This is a genomic window from Bacillus sp. z26 (assembly GCF_058313635.1).
This window is the reverse complement of the sequence record NZ_JBZFQM010000002.1, coordinates 501,379-518,142: the sequence shown is the minus strand read 5'-3', so window position 1 is coordinate 518,142 and position 16,764 is coordinate 501,379. Positions and strand designations below refer to the sequence as shown.

Here is a 16,764-nt window from a genome sequence, read left to right as displayed (position 1 = left end):
TTTCCGTATGGAGAGGGGTGTTTTATTATGTCGAAATAGTGGTAAAATATAGGATGTATATAATCGAAAGGTGGAATTTGATGAAACGTGGTATAGGAATTTTGATGGTTCTCCTTTTAATTTCCGGTTGTGGCTATGGGGGTGAAGGAAAAGAAGATACTCCAAAGCAAAACACCGAATCTGCGCCCTCAGAACAAGTTGCAAAGAATGTAAATGATAAAGGGGAAATGAAGGAAGAAGTCGCAAAAGAGGCAGTGCAACCGCCAGAGAACGTTACTCCAATCTATCAAGTCAATCAAACGAATTGGAAGATTGAACCCACTGACGGCAGCAGCAAGAAAGTTGTACTCTTTACCATTGATGATGCACCGGATCAATATAGTTTAGTAATGGCCGAAAAATTAAAAGAAATGGACGCCTCTGCTATATTCTTTGTTAATGGCCATTTTTTGGAATCGGAAGATAAGAAAAAGGTGTTAAAACAGATATATGATATGGGATTTGAAATTGGAAACCATACATACAGTCATGCTTCCTTGCCAAATTTAGATGAGGAAAAGCAAAGAGAAGAAATCATTAAAGTAAATGATATGGTCGAAGAGATCACTGGTGAACGACCCCGATTTTTCAGAGCACCATTTGGACAGAACACAGATTTCTCCAAACAAATTGCCAAAGATGAAAAAATGCAGTTAATGAATTGGACTATGGGGTATGATTGGGAAAAACAATATCAAAATAAAGATGCCTTAGTAAAAATCATGCTCACCAGTGAAGAATTATACCCGGGGGCAAACTTACTTCTGCACGACCGACAATGGACTAAAGATGCTTTGCCTGAATTAGTTGAAGGTTTACGGGCAAAGGGGTATAAGTTGATTAATTCTCGTGATATTAAATCACTATAATATTTAAATATATATACTGGCAGCCCTTAAACTTTTGGGCTGCTTTGTTTTTTATTTAAAAGAATTCATATATGCCTTTAGAAGACCCTAAAACACATAGTGCATATTTACTCGTAACAGGCGGTCAGACCCCGGTTAAACCTGATTTAACATCCGCCGTTGGTGTGTGGATAGTTAAGCAGTGAAGAGCTAAGCATAGTATTGCCGGATCCTTGGGGTGTATTTTTTTCTGTGTAGATTGAATAAACCATTCACCTGTTATAATGTAACGTTCATTCAGGAATCTCATTATGAAATAGAGTAGGTAAAGTTAGTTGCTAAGTACCTATTTTTTTAGATTATAATAAATGATCCTTCCGTTAAATAAATGAAGCTCCCCTTTTAATTTTTTTGATAAGAATTTGGCAAACTCATTAGCTTTTGATTTATCTCCATTTGTTGAATGCTTAGATAAAGAGATTTGGATATAGGGAATTTTTTGTTTTGTGCCATCAGGTGCTTCCGAGTGCTCACAGTCCACTCCAATCCCGATAATATGATAATCTTTCTCCTCGGAGTACAAGTAAAACCATTGTTGTTTTCCTTCATCCGTTTCTTTCAAGATATAAGGAAAAGCATTTTTGCTATAATCCCAAGCCAATTGACTGGAAGTATGTGAGATTGAATGTTTATATTGGTTGATTAATTCTTTTATATCCCCAATTGTAATATCGTTTTTTAGCGATCCATCCTTCATTTTTATAAATGTTGATAAAGACATAGGAACCTCCTTCGATAGATTTATTTTTACTTAGCTTATCATTTCCTGAAAATGGATAACAAGAGCGGCCATGAGGATCGTCTTTTTAATGTATGCATATTAATCAGTTTTCATTTAAAAGAGAGGTGCTAGCAGGTTGTATAGGATGAATGCAAAAGATGCAGGATCAAGGGTTCTTTTAGTCTTCTTTATTTCCAAATTGATTGAATCTCTAGAATAATCTATTTCTATATGCAAATTTTATAAATATGATAATCTCTCGACATATAGTGAACATAATTATACCTAAAATATTTTAATGTGTTATACAATTTAGGCTTGAAATATCAATTGAGTTATACTATTATTGATTTATGGAATAAAAACGCTTTCTTGGAAGGTGTTTACAATTAGAGAAGGAGATGAAATGAATGGGTACAATCGTATGTACAGGATGCAACAATACAATCGATCATTTTGAAGATGAAAAAGTAACAGTATTGTATGCAACATGCACGGATTGCAATAGTTGTGAGCAAGAGTAGGCTGCGGTCCAATAACCAGTTCATTTCATATTAGATACCTTAAACTCGAATACTAATAAAAAGTAACTTTAGCAATGACACCCCCTTAAATGAAAACGGGTGTCTTTTTTGTTTTTTGGTGGATTTCTTCTCGCTCTTCAATTATTTAGGGTATAGGGTAAATTAAATAGTTAAATATTGTTGTTTTTAATTTTATGTCCTGGAGATTTTTATCATGCGTCTGTATTTGTTGAGGATTAAATTTAACTAAGGAGGAACTCTTATGTGGAAAACACGTGTAACTGAACTGCTGGGCATAAAAATTCCGATTATCCAGGGTGGTTTGGCTTATCTTGCTTATGCTGATTTGGCAGCAGCTGTTTCAAATGCAGGAGGGCTTGGACAGATTACAGCCATGTCATTGAGTAGTCCTGAAGAGTTGGCTGAGGAAATTGATAAGGTTCGTACAATGACATCTTCACCATTCGGGGTCAATTTTGCGATCGGCAACCATGGAAGATCATATGAAGAATATGTTCAGGTTGTATTAACTAAAGGAGTAGAAGTTGTCTCAGTAACAGGAGGCAACCCAGCTGAATTTTTAGATATGTTTAAAGGTACAGGAGTCAAGAAGCTCGTCTTAACAGCAGGAGTAAGGCATGCGGTAAAAGCTGAAGAACTTGGAGCAGACGCAGTTATGGTTGTAGGCTATGAAGGAGGAGGGCATATTGGAAGGGATGAACTGAGTACGATGGTTTTAGTGCCGCAAACTGTTGACCATGTTTCTATTCCGGTTATCGCAGCCGGAGGAATTGGGGACGGCAGAGGTTGGATGGCCGCGATGGCACTCGGAGCTGAAGGTATTGAGATGGGAACAAGATTCATTGCCACAAAGGAATGCAGGCTGGCTCATGCTGCTTATAAACAATCGATCCTGGATGGCTCTGGGAAAGATACGGTAGTGATTAAAAAGAGCCTGGGTGCTCCTGGGCGTGCCCTTCATAGCCCTCTAACGGATATGATTATTCGAATGGAGAATATTAATAGTACATATGAGGAATTAATGGATTATATTAGTGGTGAAAGAAATAAAGCATTTGTATATAATGGAGATTCAGAAGCTGGTTTTGGATGGGCGGGGCAAGTTATTGGTATAATAAAGGATGAGCCTACGGTAGAACAATTATTCAGTAGAATGCTAGCAGAAGCTACGGTTGTAAGGGAACGCTTGCAAGCAATTACAACATAAGAGGTGATACATATGGATTATCAATATCCAATTGATTTTGAATGGTCAACTGAGGAAATCGTAAAAGTTATTGCATTTTTTCAAGCAATCGAAAAAGTCTATGAACAAGGAATGGACAGGGAGCAATTGTTGGAACATTACAATGAATTTAAGAAGATTGTTCCATCTAAATCCGAGGAAAAGAAAGTATGCAATGAGTTTGAAGAAGTGAGTGGATATTCTACTTACCAAGCCATTAAAAGAGCTAAAAATAATTCAGCTGAAGCTTTTATAAAAATGAAGTAGAAAACATTAACCCGCTTTGCATAGTGCAAAAGTGGGTTAATGTTTTTTTCGAGTTTATTAGACATTATACAGGGGTATTAATTGTACAAATACATCACGAATGATCTCAACTAATTGATCACCGGAGAGCTTTACGGCTTCTTCACGAGAAATTTGATAACCACATAATAGTTCGGCTTTTTTTACGGATTGTAAACGATTAAACATATCGTTCAAGCTATCCAGTGTTAGTGTATTGTGGGGAATCACATCCGGTTTCATGTGATCAAGAGACCAAACATAGTCAGAAGGGATAAGATCTTTTATCGATTCCGTTTGGCTGGCCAGTCGTTGACCTATTTGTTCTTTATCTTTAGCTTCATAGATTACAGCATACCAGATAAATAAATGGGTTTCCCACAAACCAATCTGAAAATGTGGCTGCATTTTGTAGCCTCGTGGATTGGATGAAAATGATACCCAAGTATCATTAGGTGGATTAATCGTACGGCGAGCATGTTTTGCAATATGCGGATATATTGGACCTTTTGTTAGAACAGATAATTCGTCTGTGAAGATTTGACTCAATGTTTCAAATTTGGGGCGTATTAATGTTTTAATTGCATCCATTCGTTGGTCGAGGCCATCTATTGTAAATACATTAAAGTCTTCATCAGTAAAACCTTTTATTTCCATGTTCTTACCTCCTCTTCAATCTTATTTTAACATAAGGATGAGAGGGATAAATAATATAATGCATAAAGAAGTGGGCGCTTGTCTAATTTGGTTGCAATAATGCAGGAAGAACATAATATAGTAAAAAATATAGATTTCTGAATTTTCTTATAATATATACAAGGAGAGGATTATATGAAACAGGTAGTTAATCACAAATTAAAAGCACAAGAAGTCGAGAAACATCGAAAAGCCGTTCTGAGAATGGAACTTGATTATGAATTGGCTACATTATTTGAGGCAATGGAGCATGAGGATGAAAAACAGAAAAGCCGCTCAAAACAAAAGCTTGAAAGGATAAGAAAAGAACTTTTACGCTTAAAGGCACTTTGATAGCATTTATGATTTGGGTGTACTTAACATTGATTTAGGCGAACTGCATGTTTTCGTTCATGATGTTCGTCTTTTCTTGTTAAATGACGTCTTTAGCATTAAACTGGAATTTATATACATACTAAAGGGAAAGATTTTTAATTGAGGTGGGAGAAATGACAAATCTTCATAACATTCATGATATGGCAGTTCAATGGGTTAAAGAAGCAGGGGTAAAAATAATTAACTCATTTGAATCAATTTTAGATATTAATACGAAATCAAATGTAAATGATCTAGTAACAAATATGGATATGGAGATAGAACAATTTTTAAAAGAAAAAATTTCAGAACACTTTCCATCCCATCGTATTCTTGGTGAAGAAGGTTCAGGTCATGATTTGGAATCATTGGAAGGCGTAGTATGGATTATTGATCCTATTGATGGAACAATGAATTTTGTCCATCAACAAAGAAACTTTGCAATCTCAATAGGTATAATAGAAGATGGCATTGGCCAAATTGGACTTATATATGATGTTGTTCATGATGAGCTGTACCATTGTACCAAAGGAGAAGGAGCTTTTCTCAATGATAATAAAATTCCAAAGATAAAAGAAGTACCACTCCACGAATCCATCATTGGATTAAATCCAATCTGGTTAACGGATAATAAAAAAATTGATAAAGAATTAATGGGAAGGCTGGTTAAAGATGCAAGGGGAACAAGATCATATGGATCAGCTGCTCTTGAGATTGCATATGTTGCAACCGGCAGAATGAACGCTTATATTTCCATGAGATTAGCGCCGTGGGATTTTGCAGGTGGAGCCGTACTCATAGAAGAATTGGGTGGCACAGTGACAGATTTAAAAGGAAATCCAATCCATTTTCTTAAGAAGAGCTCATTCCTGGTTGCAACGCCAGCTTTGCATAAAGTAATTATTAAAGAGTATTTATCATCCTAAAAGTGAAAAAGCATCAGGTATTGATGCTTTTTTGTTGCGAAAAATGAAATATTAAGATAAAATTACTTAATTAAAACAGTTAGAGTTTTTCTTTCCAACGCTTTTTTAGTGTAAAGCCGCTTCCCATAATAGCAATAAAAGCAACAAGGCAGAGGAGGATGGCTAAAACACTGCCTTCAGCGATGGAAATAGCAATACCGATTAAGCTTAACACTGCTAGAATTGCTAGCAACATAAATATCATACTAATATTCATATGTAACTCACCCCAATCTTCATACTCATTGTACACAAAATGATAGCAGGATTCTAGTTTCATGTTATAATGACAAGGTTGATTACAATATGCTTAAAATCTGGGAGTTGAAATAGTTTGCAATTAAGAAACGACGTCAAAAATATAGCGATTATCGCTCACGTTGACCATGGTAAAACGACATTGGTTGATGAATTGTTAAAACAAGCAGGAACATTCCGTTCAAATGAACAAGTTGCCGAGAGAGCAATGGATTCCAATGATCTTGAAAGAGAGCGCGGTATTACCATTTTAGCGAAAACTACTGCCGTTAACTATAAAGATACACGTATTAATATATTAGATACACCGGGACATGCTGACTTCGGCGGGGAAGTTGAACGTATTATGAAAATGGTAGACGGTGTACTGTTAATCGTCGATGCATATGAAGGATGTATGCCGCAAACCCGTTTTGTACTGAAAAAAGCATTGGAGCAAAAACTTACACCAATAGTAGTTGTTAACAAAATCGACCGTGATTTTGCTCGTCCTGAAGAAGTAGTTGATGAAGTTATTGATTTGTTTATCGAATTAGGTGCAACTGAAGAACAATTGGATTTCCCGGTAGTATACGCATCAGCAATTAATGGTACAGCATCTTTAAGCCCGGATGCAGCTGATCAAGAGGAAAACATGAAATGTTTATTTGAATCAATCGTAGATAATATTCCATCACCTGTGGACAACCGTGAAGAGCCACTTCAATTCCAAGTTGCTTTGCTTGATTATAGTGATTATTTAGGAAGAATTGGAATTGGCCGTGTTTTCCGCGGAACAATGAAAGTCGGACAACAAGTATCATTAATGAAGCTCGATGGAACAGCGAAGAATTTCCGTGTTACTAAAATATTCGGCTTCCAAGGACTGAAACGTGTGGAAGTAGATGAAGCATTACCGGGTGATTTGGTTGCTGTCAGCGGTATGGAAGACATTAATGTTGGGGAAACAGTTTGCCCAATAGATGCTCAGGATCCACTTCCAGTTCTACGTATAGACGAGCCTACATTACAAATGACATTTGTCGTGAATAACAGTCCATTTGCAGGTAGAGAAGGTAAATGGGTAACATCTCGTAAAATTGAAGAACGTTTAATGAGCCAACTCCAAACAGATGTAAGTTTACGTGTGGATCCTACTGATTCTCCGGATGCCTGGATTGTTTCCGGACGCGGTGAATTACACCTATCCATTCTCATCGAGAATATGCGTCGTGAAGGATATGAGCTTCAAGTATCTAAGCCTGAAGTAATTATCCGTGTCGTTGATGGGGTTAAATGTGAACCTGTAGAACGTGTACAAGTCGATATTCCTGAGGAATATACAGGTGCGATTATGGAATCTTTAGGTGAAAGAAAAGGCGAAATGCTTGATATGGTCAATAACGGAAGTGGACAAGTACGTCTCGTATTTAATGTTCCTTCCCGTGGACTGATCGGATATACAACCGAATTCCTAACATTAACACGTGGATATGGGATTTTGAACCATACATTTGATTCTTATCAGCCTATGCAATCAGGCCAGGTTGGCGGAAGAAGACAAGGTGTTCTTGTATCCATGGAGACAGGTAAATCTACTCAATACGGTATCATTCAAATTGAAGACCGTGGCGTAATTTTTGTAGAGCCGGGTACTGAAATTTATGAAGGTATGATTGTAGGGGAACATAACCGTGAAAACGACCTAACTGTTAATATCGTTCGTGCTAAACAACAAACAAACGTTCGTTCCGCTACAAAAGATAATACAGTTACCATGAAAAAACCTAGAATCATGTCACTTGAAGAAGCGTTGGAATATTTAAATGATGATGAATACTGCGAAGTAACACCAGAATCGATTCGTTTACGTAAAAAAATTCTTGACAAAAACGAACGTGAGAAAGCAGCTAAGAAAAAGAAATAATTCGCTGAATAGACCATAACCTTTGGGGAGAGGGAGCGTTTTATAGTGGATATTACAAATAATCTACCGTTCTTTGCTGATTTGTACCGAATAGGAGACCCAGAGTATTCACAAATCGGGGTGTGGGCTCTTTATTTGACGATTGTAGTGCTGTGCGGGATTGTTTATAAACTGGGGTTTGCCAGAAAATTAAGCCTAGGAAAAAGCATTGTGGTTTATGCCATAATGGCTCTTGGGTGCAGCTTTTTAACCTTTTTATCACTTTTCCTGCCATTAGCAGAAGTATTGGTAGTTGCTGCTGTATTTCTGGGATTATACAAATATAGGCTCCATAAGGAAATGAAAGACGAGGTCAAAGCGGACTAAGAGGTGATCAAATGAACTCTGTTCAGGATGCGATTTATAATTGGTTGACGATAAAAGTTGTTATGGATCACCGACCTGAAGATACCGCAGCAAATGAAACAGTCCTCTGGTTTGAACATACCTTACAGGAGAAGTTTGGATTAACAGAATATAGCTATAAAAAAAGTGGTGAATGGTATACAGTCTCTTATAAAATTGGAGGAGCTGTCATGGAATTCAAGTTTCCGGAGGATATGGTTGAGGCTATGCTAAATCAAATACTCCAAAAACCTGAATTTTACCGTAATTATCCCTCAGAGTAAAAAAACAGAGAAGATGCATGCATCTTCTCTGTTTTTTTTATGTTTCTATTTAAGGGTTAAGATTGATAGGTAGGGATTTGAAAGCTGATGTCCTGTTCTAAAATAAGACCATTTTTACCCTTACCATGTATCATCTTCTTTAATTGCCCGGAAAATCCTGAAATTACCTGTGCTCTTTCGTGCATTTGTTCGTTCTTCAATACGTTTACTGCATTTCTGACACATATATGTATGAATTGGACGATTTCTGAGCCTTTTAGCCATTAGCGTTTCATCTTCAATTGATTCGATTTTATCACAGATTACACATTTAACTCGCATTAAAGTACACCCCAATCTATTGCATGTATGGTAATTATACCATATAAGAATCATCCATACACACGTTCCAAGAGGGGTGAATGGCTTAGCTAGTATTTGGGAGGTAATGTTGGATTGTTTTGTATACAGCTCTGAAAATACTTAAACATTTTAAAGATAATGCGTTGTTTTCTTCTATTTATGGATGTAAATACATATATTTGAGCATCAGATTTGTCCCGCTTATCAAACAAGAATTTCAATCAGCTGCAAGCAGGTCTAAAATTTTAGCAGGAGTGTACCTGCTTATGACGGGAGTGAAATTCGGAAATCATTCAACCAAGTATACCAAGCTCCGAAGAATAAATGAAGTCATGGCCAGGAGGATATATATTGAGCAAAATCTACGTTCTAGATACGAATGTATTACTACAGGATCCAATGTCGATTTTTTCATTCCAGGAGAATGAGGTAGTCATCCCCGCAGTGGTATTGGAGGAACTTGATTCAAAGAAACGTAACTTGGATGAAGTAGGGAAAAATGCCCGCTATGTTTCCAGGCTCATTGATCAATTGCGTACAAAAGGGAACCTCCATCATAAAATTCCTTTAACAAATGGAGGATATTTAAAAATAGAGATGAATCATCGCTCATCTCACAACGTTGCGGAATACTTTGCGGAGAAGACAAATGATAATCGGATATTGGCCATTGCCAAGAATTTGTCTTTGGAAGAACAGGCGAAAGAAAACGGACGGAATGTGATTCTAGTAAGTAAAGATATCCTAATGCGGGTAAAAGCTGATGTACTTGGGCTTTTGGCAGAAGATTTTTTGAGTGATCGGGTTATTCATGAAAACCAGATGTATGCGGGCTTTCTAGAAATCTTCGTTTCTCGTACGGTTGTGAATGAATTTTATTCAAAGGGAGAAATCTCAGTTCCAAGAGAGCAAACGGATTCTGTTTATGTGAATCAATTTGTTATTATAAAATGTACAGAAATGAGTTCACTTTCTGCTTTAGGAATTATAAGCGGTCATGAAAAAAAGATTAAAAAGCTTCGCTATAATCAGGAACATGTATGGGGGATTAAGCCGCGAAATGTGCAGCAGCATATGGCCATCGAATTGTTATTAAGAAGTGACATTCAGTTGGTCACCTTGACTGGAAAGGCCGGGACTGGGAAAACATTGTTGGCGCTGGCATCCGGGTTGCTGCAAACGGAGGATTTAGGGGAATATAATAAATTACTTGTAGCAAGACCGATTGTACCAATGGGGAAGGATTTAGGGTTCCTGCCTGGTGAAAAAGAAGAAAAATTACGTCCATGGATGCAGCCTATCTATGATAATCTCGAATTTTTATTTAACACAAAGAAACCGGGGGAGTTAGATTCAATTCTGGCTGGACTGCATTCCATTGAGGTGGAGGCGTTAACATATATTAGAGGGCGCAGTTTACCTGATAGTTTTATTATTATGGACGAAGCCCAGAATCTTACTAAACATGAAGTGAAAACAATTCTGACCCGAGTGGGGGAGCGCAGTAAAATTATATTACTCGGGGACCCTGCCCAAATAGATCATCCTTATTTGGATGAATGGAATAATGGGCTGACGTATGTTCTGGAGAAGTTTAAAAGTGAAGCAATCGCCGGCCATGTGAATTTAGTGAAAGGAGAGAGGTCTGGTTTAGCCCAACTGGCTGCTGATTTATTATAAAACAGTCTGAAAATAGGCTGAGGACGTGGAATTAAAAAATTCGTGTTAATTGAATAAGACGAATTGGTCAGTTTGTTTGTAACTCCTTATCATATAATAAACCGTAATTTATTGCAGGGATCGATTATATTAAAGGGGAGCAGGACAATTGATGCCAAAGCTCCCAATATTCCTTATTGAATCGTAAAACCTGTTACGTTTTTAATCGGTGTTTGCCTGTTAGAGCCATCACCATGATAAATATGAATAGGGCCCCCTTCGTCCGCATTGACTGGCCTACCTTTTATGGAGAAACCAGCTACTAATTGAAACGCTTCCTCAAGCGGGTAAACAAAGTTTGATTCTTCTGTATGTATAGTAATAGTTGTGGCATTATTTTCTGGTTCAGCGTTTAGAAAAAAAGGTTTTAAGGCAATGCCAAAGCTTCTTTCTGTTAGCTCCTGTTTCTTTATTTTTTTGACAGGCTCACGCGGAGGTGGCGAAGAACCTTCAATAATTTCTTTATCCCATTGAGATGACACTTGTTTTAAATACATTTCCTGTTCATTAAAATTTTCTTGCTTAAGTTCAGGATGCCAGGCATCCAGATCAAACTTTCTGTCATCAAATATCCATGTGCCCGGATCGATGTAGATAGGAAATTTCACATTCCCTTTCACTTGTAGAATATCCTTCATAATTTGTCTCTCCCTTCCAAATTTAATCTTATAACTGCCGGTTGAGCTTGTACAGTATTTAGCTGCTTCAAAGGATATCTTTTTTAGAAAAACTAAACTTCTTGACATTACCTATTCTTGCAATTTTACGGTTTTAAGGGTAAAATTTTATAATAGATTGGTTCATTGGGCCATAATGGGGGGTTGCACATTGACATCTGATATCCTTGTCAATCATCAAGAAAAGGCCTACGCATTGTTAAAGGCTGACGCTGATAAAATATTTCAACTAATAAAGGTGCAAATGGACAATTTGACTATGCCTCAATGTCCATTATATGAAGAAGTTTTAGATACTCAAATGTTTGGTCTCTCCAGAGAAATTGACTTTGCTGTCCGATTGGGATTAATAGAAGAAAGAGACGGTAAAGAGCTATTGGGATTCCTTGAAAAAGAACTATCAACTCTTCATGATGCTTCCTTGAGAAAATAAGTAGCAGTCGAAACTCAAACGATGCCGAAGTTGTTTGAGTTTTTTTGTTTTTCTTTATATAATTTTAACAACCGTTTATTTTATTTTTGAAACGAAATTCAGGCAAGGAGATCATTATGTTAAAACGTATTTTAAAATCGTATGATTTTACCCTCATCGCCGTTATTATTCTTTTGAGTATATTTGGGTTGGTTATGGTATACAGTGCCAGCATGGTAACAGCTGTGACAAGATTTGGATATCCCAGTGATTTTTTCTACATAAAACAATTTAAGCATCTAATGGTCGCGTTTATCATCTTTTTCTTTATAGCAGCAACACCTTATCCGATTTATAAGAATAAGAAGATTTTGATTACGATTGTCTTTGGATCGATTTTTGCCCTTGTTGCCCTGAACTTTATTGGCCATACCGCCGGAAATGCGGAAAGTTGGTTTAAGCTTGGTTCACTTGGGAGTCTGCAGCCATCAGAATTTATTAAATTGGGGATGATTATTTACCTAAGTGCTGTCTATTCGAATAAACAAAAATATATAAATGTATTCAATAAAGGTGTCGTTCCCCCCCTGCTCTTTTTAATCATCATCTGTGTGTTGATTGTGTTGCAACCTGATATCGGTACAGCTTTCATTATTTTCACAAGTTCATGCACCGTTATTATTTGTTCTGGTATGAACTGGAAAAGTTTCGCGAAATTGATTTCCATTTTGGTAGGGGCATTGGTTGTAGCTGCACCATTAATCTTTCTCTTTAAAGACAAGATTTTTACTCCAAAAAGGCTCGAGCGTTTTGTCGGATTTATGGACCCGTTTTCGAGTGAGAAATATGAAGGGTATCAACTTGTCAATTCATATGTAGCAATTGGAAATGGCGGTATTACAGGTGTGGGATTTGGACAGAGTACGCAGAAGTATGGTTACTTGCCTGAACCGCACACTGATTTTATTATGTCCGTTATTTCGGAGGAATTGGGACTTATTGGTGTAGGGTTTGTCCTTATCTGTCTGGCTACGATTGTATTAAAAGGAATTCGTGTTGCTATTAAGTCAAATGATCCATTTGGAAGTATGCTTGCTACAGGGATTTCCAGTATGATTGGCATTCAAGCGATGATTAACCTGGGAGGAGTAATCGGTTTAATACCAATAACCGGGGTTACTTTGCCATTTATCAGTTATGGCGGTTCATCATTGTTTGTCCTTTTCATTTCAGCTGGAATACTGGTCAATGTTTCTATGATGACGAGGTATGATGCGACATACAAAAAAGACCCCAATACACAAGAATTACATCACGCTATGGATGGACAAATCTAAATAAATGGTGAGTAAGAATATCCTTCTTACTCATTATTTTTTATAAAAAATTATTATATTTACATAATTTTAAAGAAGGCTGAGGTGCTTACTATGAAGAAAATTAAAAAAGTTCTGGCAGCTAATCGCGGCGAAATTGCTATCCGAATTTTTCGAGCTTGCAATGAATTAGATATTAAAACGGTTGCTATTTATTCAAAAGAGGATTATAAATCCTATCATCGTTATAAAGCAGATGAAGCTTATTTGGTTGGTGAAGGTAAAAAGCCAATCGATGCGTATCTTGATATAGAAGGAATCATTGAGATTGCCAGGATGAGTGGTGTTGATGCTATACATCCAGGCTATGGTTTTCTGTCTGAAAATATTGAATTTGCTAAACGATGTAAAGAGGAAGGATTTATTTTTATTGGTCCAAACATAAGACATCTTGATATGTTTGGAGATAAAGTAAAGGCAAAAGAGCAGGCAAAATTGGCCGGTATCCCAATTATTCCTGGGAGTGATGGCCCAGTTGGCGATTTGGAAGAGGTTATAGAGTTTGGAGAAATAAATGGGTATCCCATTATTATTAAAGCTTCGCTCGGAGGCGGAGGCAGAGGTATGAGGATTGTTCGCAATCCAAAAGAAGTAGAAGAAGCTTATTATCGGGCAAAATCAGAAGCGAAAGCTGCCTTTGGAAATGATGAAGTTTATGTAGAACGGTATGTTGAGAATCCAAAACATATAGAAGTACAAATACTTGGAGATATGGAAGGAAACATTGTTCATTTATATGAAAGAGACTGTTCTGTACAGCGCCGCCATCAAAAAGTAGTTGAAGTAGCGCCGTGTGTTTCAATCACAGATTCTTTGCGGGAAAGGATCTGTCATGCTGCTGTCCTATTAATGAATAATGTACAGTATGTGAATGCGGGCACAGTAGAATTCCTTGTTTCTGGAGAGGAATTTTTCTTTATCGAGGTAAACCCTCGTGTACAGGTCGAACATACGATTACAGAGATGATCACGGGTATTGATATTGTTCAATCACAAATTAAAATCTCAGAAGGTCATAGTCTGCATGATAATCCATTAAATATCCCAAAACAAGAAAATATACATACGAATGGGTATGCCATTCAAGCGAGGGTGACTACTGAAGATCCATTAAATCATTTTATGCCGGATACGGGAAGAATTGCGGCTTATCGATCAGGCGGTGGATTTGGTGTACGTTTGGATGCGGGTAACGCCTATCATGGGTCGGTTATCACACCGTATTATGATTCCCTGCTTGTTAAAGTTTCAACTCATGCTGCCCAATTTGATCAAGCAGCTGCAAAGATGCTGCGTAATTTAAGGGAATTCAGAATTAGGGGAATTAAAACCAATATTCCTTTCCTTGAAAATGTTGTTCAACATGAGCAATTTAAGTCAGGTCAATATGATACCTCATTCATCGATTCGACACCGGAGCTTTTTGTTTTTCCTGATCGAAAAGACCGTGGAACTAAAATACTGAATTATATTGCAAATGTCACGGTTAATGGGTTCCCAGGGATAGGTGTAAAAGAGAAACCAAATTTCGATAAGCCGAAGATTCCGCAAACTCATGATCATATAGCAGCTCCGGCCGGTACAAAACAATTATTGGACCAATTGGGGCCGGAGGGATTGACCAATTGGATTAAAGAGCAAAAAAACGTATTAATTACGGATACTACATTCCGAGATGCACACCAATCACTTTTGGCAACGAGGGTGAGAACAAAGGATCTACTGGAAATCGCGGCACCAACCTCAAAGATGATGCCTAATCTGTTTTCTATGGAAATGTGGGGAGGGGCAACCTTTGATGTTGCTTACCGATTTTTAAAAGAAGATCCATGGGAAAGATTGTTAATACTGAGACAGGATATCCCAAATGTACTATTCCAAATGCTTTTACGATCTTCCAATGCAGTGGGTTATAAAAATTATCCTGATAATGTTATACAGGAATTTGTTGAAAAGTCAGCCCATGCCGGAATAGATGTATTCCGTATTTTTGACAGCCTGAACTGGGTTAAAGGAATGGAAAAAGCCATTCAATCGGTTCGCCAAACAGGGAAAATAGCAGAGGCCGCAATTTGCTATACAGGTGATATACTTGACCCCTGCAGGCAAAAGTATGATGTACAGTACTATCGGAATCTAGCTAAAGAATTAGAGGCACAGGGAGCACATATATTAGCTATTAAAGATATGGCAGGACTGTTGAAGCCTGAAGCTGCTTATCGGTTAATATCAGAGTTAAAAGATGCGGTCGATATACCGATTCATCTGCATACACATGATACGAGCGGAAACGGAATCTATCAGTATGCACGTGCAATTGATGCAGGTGTTGATATCGTGGATACGGCACTTGGCTCAATGGCTGGTCTTACCTCCCAGCCAAGCCTGAATTCACTTTATTATGCCCTGGAAGGTAGCGAGAGGAGACCTCAACTTGATATTAAGCCTGTTGAAAAGCTATCTGAGTATTGGGAAGGCGTCAGAAATTACTACGCTGATTTCGAAAGTGGCATGAAATCACCTCATACGGAAATATATGTTCATGAGATGCCGGGCGGTCAATACTCCAATCTTCAGCAGCAAGCGAAAGCGGTTGGTTTAGGTGAACGCTGGGATGAAGTGAAAGATATGTATCATCGAGTAAATATGTTGTTTGGTGATATCATTAAAGTAACACCTTCGTCCAAAGTAGTAGGTGATATGACTCTCTTTATGATACAAAACAATTTGACAGAAGAGAGTGTTTTAGAGAGAGGGCATTTAATCGATTTCCCAGATTCAGTCATCGAATTATTTAGTGGTTATTTGGGCCAGCCACACGGTGGTTTTCCTGCAGAACTCCAAAAGGTAATCTTAAAGAATAGAACGCCTATTACTGTGAGGCCAGGTGAATTGCTCGAGGATATTGATTTTATAAAATTAAAAGAAGAATTGTTCGAGAAGATCAAACGTCCTGTCAATATGTTTGACGTCATCTCTTATGCCCTTTATCCAAAGGTATTCTTGGATTATGCAGAGTCAAGCAGTAAATATGGCAATGTATCAGCATTAGATACACCAACATTCCATTTTGGTCTTTCTATAGGGGAAGAAATAGAAGTGGAAATCGAAAAGGGAAAAACACTAATGATTAAATTGATTTCCATCAATGAGCCTCGTTTGGATGGTACGAGAATGATTTATTTTGAACTTAATGGACAAGCTCGAGAAGTAGTTGTAAAAGATGATAGTGTTAAAACGCTTATTCAATCGAAAAGAAAGCAGGACACTTCTAATCCAAACCATATAGGTGCAACCATGCCGGGAACCGTGATGAAGGTTTTGGTTGCTGAGGGACAAAAGGTTGAAAAAGGAGACCATTTAATCATTACGGAAGCAATGAAAATGGAAACAACTGTTCAAGCGCCATTTGCCGGAATGATTAAAGAGATTTTTGTGGAAGATGGAGAAGCCATTCAAACAGACGATTTACTGATTGAACTCGATTGATATAAACAATACAAAAAAGGAACGTGGATATATATCCCGTTCCTTCAGATTGTAGACAAGAAAGGAATTCAGAATGGCTCTTAAGGGACTAATTTTTGAATTCCCTCTTTTTTTGCTTTTTCACGAGGGATAGACCGATCCATCTATTTTTTGAGCCATTTTTGAACCCTCCCAAATCT

The 16,764-nt window shown here is 37.4% G+C and carries 18 protein-coding genes; 13 read left to right on the top strand and 5 right to left on the bottom strand.

Translation table 11 applies throughout. The features are described from left to right. Positions 1–80: 80 nt before the first annotated feature. Positions 81–908: a polysaccharide deacetylase family protein gene (locus AC4G3K_RS07745; RefSeq protein WP_491076755.1), complete on the top strand. Its 828-nt coding sequence runs from the start codon at positions 81–83 to the stop codon at positions 906–908. Between the two features lie 325 nt (positions 909–1,233). On the opposite strand, the gene AC4G3K_RS07740 is transcribed toward AC4G3K_RS07745, so the two are convergent. Continuing rightward, positions 1,234–1,668, bottom strand: a complete 435-nt coding sequence (locus tag AC4G3K_RS07740) for a DUF1885 family protein (RefSeq protein ID WP_491076756.1) — start codon at positions 1,666–1,668, stop codon at positions 1,234–1,236. 410 nt (positions 1,669–2,078) lie between these two features. Here AC4G3K_RS07740 and AC4G3K_RS07735 point away from each other — a divergent pair, with 410 nt between their 5' ends. The 3 genes from AC4G3K_RS07735 to AC4G3K_RS07725 all read left to right on the top strand — a co-directional run bounded on the left by AC4G3K_RS07735 (position 2,079) and on the right by AC4G3K_RS07725 (position 3,705). Further along, the gene (locus AC4G3K_RS07735) at positions 2,079–2,192 is read left to right on the top strand and encodes a GapA-binding peptide SR1P (protein ID WP_491076757.1); all 114 of its coding nucleotides are present in this window, start codon (positions 2,079–2,081) and stop codon (positions 2,190–2,192) included. Positions 2,193–2,454: 262 nt separating this feature from the next. Beyond that, the gene (locus AC4G3K_RS07730) at positions 2,455–3,420 is read left to right on the top strand and encodes an NAD(P)H-dependent flavin oxidoreductase (RefSeq protein WP_491076758.1); all 966 of its coding nucleotides are present in this window, start codon (positions 2,455–2,457) and stop codon (positions 3,418–3,420) included. A 12-nt stretch (positions 3,421–3,432) separates the two neighbouring features. Next, the gene (locus AC4G3K_RS07725) at positions 3,433–3,705 is read left to right on the top strand and encodes a UPF0223 family protein (protein ID WP_491076759.1); all 273 of its coding nucleotides are present in this window, start codon (positions 3,433–3,435) and stop codon (positions 3,703–3,705) included. A gap of 57 nt (positions 3,706–3,762) precedes the next feature. Here the strand turns inward: AC4G3K_RS07725 and AC4G3K_RS07720 are convergent, their stop codons facing one another. Next, positions 3,763–4,380, bottom strand: coding sequence for a YktB family protein (locus tag AC4G3K_RS07720; RefSeq protein ID WP_491076760.1), 618 nt, complete (start codon positions 4,378–4,380; stop codon positions 3,763–3,765). A gap of 174 nt (positions 4,381–4,554) precedes the next feature. On the opposite strand from AC4G3K_RS07720, the gene AC4G3K_RS07715 reads away from it, so the two are divergent. Both AC4G3K_RS07715 and AC4G3K_RS07710 read left to right on the top strand, forming a co-directional pair. Continuing rightward, the gene (locus tag AC4G3K_RS07715) at positions 4,555–4,752 is read left to right on the top strand and encodes a YkzI domain-containing protein (protein ID WP_491076761.1); all 198 of its coding nucleotides are present in this window, start codon (positions 4,555–4,557) and stop codon (positions 4,750–4,752) included. A 155-nt stretch (positions 4,753–4,907) separates the two neighbouring features. Beyond that, the gene (locus AC4G3K_RS07710) at positions 4,908–5,699 is read left to right on the top strand and encodes an inositol monophosphatase family protein (protein WP_491132945.1); all 792 of its coding nucleotides are present in this window, start codon (positions 4,908–4,910) and stop codon (positions 5,697–5,699) included. A 79-nt stretch (positions 5,700–5,778) separates the two neighbouring features. Here the strand turns inward: AC4G3K_RS07710 and AC4G3K_RS07705 are convergent, their stop codons facing one another. Continuing rightward, positions 5,779–5,955, bottom strand: coding sequence for a DUF5325 family protein (locus AC4G3K_RS07705; RefSeq protein ID WP_491132944.1), 177 nt, complete (start codon positions 5,953–5,955; stop codon positions 5,779–5,781). A gap of 117 nt (positions 5,956–6,072) precedes the next feature. Here AC4G3K_RS07705 and typA point away from each other — a divergent pair, with 117 nt between their 5' ends. Genes typA through AC4G3K_RS07690 form a run of 3 tightly spaced genes read left to right on the top strand, consistent with a single transcriptional unit; the run spans position 6,073 to position 8,570 of the window. Beyond that, complete coding sequence (gene typA / locus AC4G3K_RS07700; RefSeq protein ID WP_491076764.1) at positions 6,073–7,902, top strand: translational GTPase TypA; 1,830 nt, start codon at positions 6,073–6,075, stop codon at positions 7,900–7,902. Between the two features lie 45 nt (positions 7,903–7,947). Beyond that, positions 7,948–8,268: a YlaH-like family protein gene (locus AC4G3K_RS07695; RefSeq protein WP_491076765.1), complete on the top strand. Its 321-nt coding sequence runs from the start codon at positions 7,948–7,950 to the stop codon at positions 8,266–8,268. A gap of 11 nt (positions 8,269–8,279) precedes the next feature. Then, positions 8,280–8,570, top strand: coding sequence for a hypothetical protein (locus AC4G3K_RS07690; RefSeq protein WP_491132943.1), 291 nt, complete (start codon positions 8,280–8,282; stop codon positions 8,568–8,570). Between the two features lie 120 nt (positions 8,571–8,690). Here AC4G3K_RS07690 and AC4G3K_RS07685 read toward each other — a convergent pair whose 3' ends face one another. Continuing rightward, positions 8,691–8,891 (bottom strand): YlaI family protein, encoded by a 201-nt coding sequence (locus AC4G3K_RS07685; RefSeq protein ID WP_491132942.1) that lies wholly within the window; start codon positions 8,889–8,891, stop codon positions 8,691–8,693. A 369-nt stretch (positions 8,892–9,260) separates the two neighbouring features. Between AC4G3K_RS07685 and AC4G3K_RS07680 the strand changes: the two genes are divergently transcribed. Then, entirely contained in the window at positions 9,261–10,592 is a 1,332-nt protein-coding gene (locus tag AC4G3K_RS07680; protein WP_491133249.1) for a PhoH family protein, read from the top strand. Positions 10,593–10,765: 173 nt separating this feature from the next. Here the strand turns inward: AC4G3K_RS07680 and AC4G3K_RS07675 are convergent, their stop codons facing one another. Further along, positions 10,766–11,269, bottom strand: a complete 504-nt coding sequence (locus AC4G3K_RS07675; RefSeq protein ID WP_491076768.1) for a peptidyl-prolyl cis-trans isomerase — start codon at positions 11,267–11,269, stop codon at positions 10,766–10,768. A gap of 175 nt (positions 11,270–11,444) precedes the next feature. Here AC4G3K_RS07675 and AC4G3K_RS07670 point away from each other — a divergent pair, with 175 nt between their 5' ends. The 3 genes from AC4G3K_RS07670 (at position 11,445) to pyc (ending at position 16,585) form a co-directional block, all read left to right on the top strand. Next, complete coding sequence (locus AC4G3K_RS07670; RefSeq protein ID WP_491076769.1) at positions 11,445–11,741, top strand: Fpa/YlaN family protein; 297 nt, start codon at positions 11,445–11,447, stop codon at positions 11,739–11,741. A 116-nt stretch (positions 11,742–11,857) separates the two neighbouring features. Beyond that, a complete protein-coding gene (locus AC4G3K_RS07665) occupies positions 11,858–13,057 on the top strand; it encodes an FtsW/RodA/SpoVE family cell cycle protein (protein ID WP_491132941.1) in 1,200 nt (399 codons plus the stop codon). A 93-nt stretch (positions 13,058–13,150) separates the two neighbouring features. Continuing rightward, positions 13,151–16,585, top strand: a complete 3,435-nt coding sequence (gene pyc, locus AC4G3K_RS07660; RefSeq protein ID WP_491132940.1) for a pyruvate carboxylase — start codon at positions 13,151–13,153, stop codon at positions 16,583–16,585. Positions 16,586–16,764: the final 179 nt, after the last annotated feature.

What these genes read in the sequence shown, in the direction of transcription:
- AC4G3K_RS07745 (WP_491076755.1), top strand. Translation starts at nt 81, where the DNA reads ATGAAACGTGGTATAGGAATTTTGATGGTTCTCCTTTTAATTTCCGGT.
- AC4G3K_RS07740 (WP_491076756.1), bottom strand. Translation starts at nt 1,668, where the DNA reads ATGTCTTTATCAACATTTATAAAAATGAAGGATGGATCGCTAAAAAAC.
- AC4G3K_RS07735 (WP_491076757.1), top strand. Translation starts at nt 2,079, where the DNA reads ATGGGTACAATCGTATGTACAGGATGCAACAATACAATCGATCATTTT.
- AC4G3K_RS07730 (WP_491076758.1), top strand. Translation starts at nt 2,455, where the DNA reads ATGTGGAAAACACGTGTAACTGAACTGCTGGGCATAAAAATTCCGATT.
- AC4G3K_RS07725 (WP_491076759.1), top strand. Translation starts at nt 3,433, where the DNA reads ATGGATTATCAATATCCAATTGATTTTGAATGGTCAACTGAGGAAATC.
- AC4G3K_RS07720 (WP_491076760.1), bottom strand. Translation starts at nt 4,380, where the DNA reads ATGGAAATAAAAGGTTTTACTGATGAAGACTTTAATGTATTTACAATA.
- AC4G3K_RS07715 (WP_491076761.1), top strand. Translation starts at nt 4,555, where the DNA reads ATGAAACAGGTAGTTAATCACAAATTAAAAGCACAAGAAGTCGAGAAA.
- AC4G3K_RS07710 (WP_491132945.1), top strand. Translation starts at nt 4,908, where the DNA reads ATGACAAATCTTCATAACATTCATGATATGGCAGTTCAATGGGTTAAA.
- AC4G3K_RS07705 (WP_491132944.1), bottom strand. Translation starts at nt 5,955, where the DNA reads ATGAATATTAGTATGATATTTATGTTGCTAGCAATTCTAGCAGTGTTA.
- AC4G3K_RS07690 (WP_491132943.1), top strand. Translation starts at nt 8,280, where the DNA reads ATGAACTCTGTTCAGGATGCGATTTATAATTGGTTGACGATAAAAGTT.
- AC4G3K_RS07685 (WP_491132942.1), bottom strand. Translation starts at nt 8,891, where the DNA reads ATGCGAGTTAAATGTGTAATCTGTGATAAAATCGAATCAATTGAAGAT.
- AC4G3K_RS07675 (WP_491076768.1), bottom strand. Translation starts at nt 11,269, where the DNA reads ATGAAGGATATTCTACAAGTGAAAGGGAATGTGAAATTTCCTATCTAC.
- AC4G3K_RS07670 (WP_491076769.1), top strand. Translation starts at nt 11,445, where the DNA reads ATGGGGGGTTGCACATTGACATCTGATATCCTTGTCAATCATCAAGAA.
- AC4G3K_RS07665 (WP_491132941.1), top strand. Translation starts at nt 11,858, where the DNA reads ATGTTAAAACGTATTTTAAAATCGTATGATTTTACCCTCATCGCCGTT.
- pyc (WP_491132940.1), top strand. Translation starts at nt 13,151, where the DNA reads ATGAAGAAAATTAAAAAAGTTCTGGCAGCTAATCGCGGCGAAATTGCT.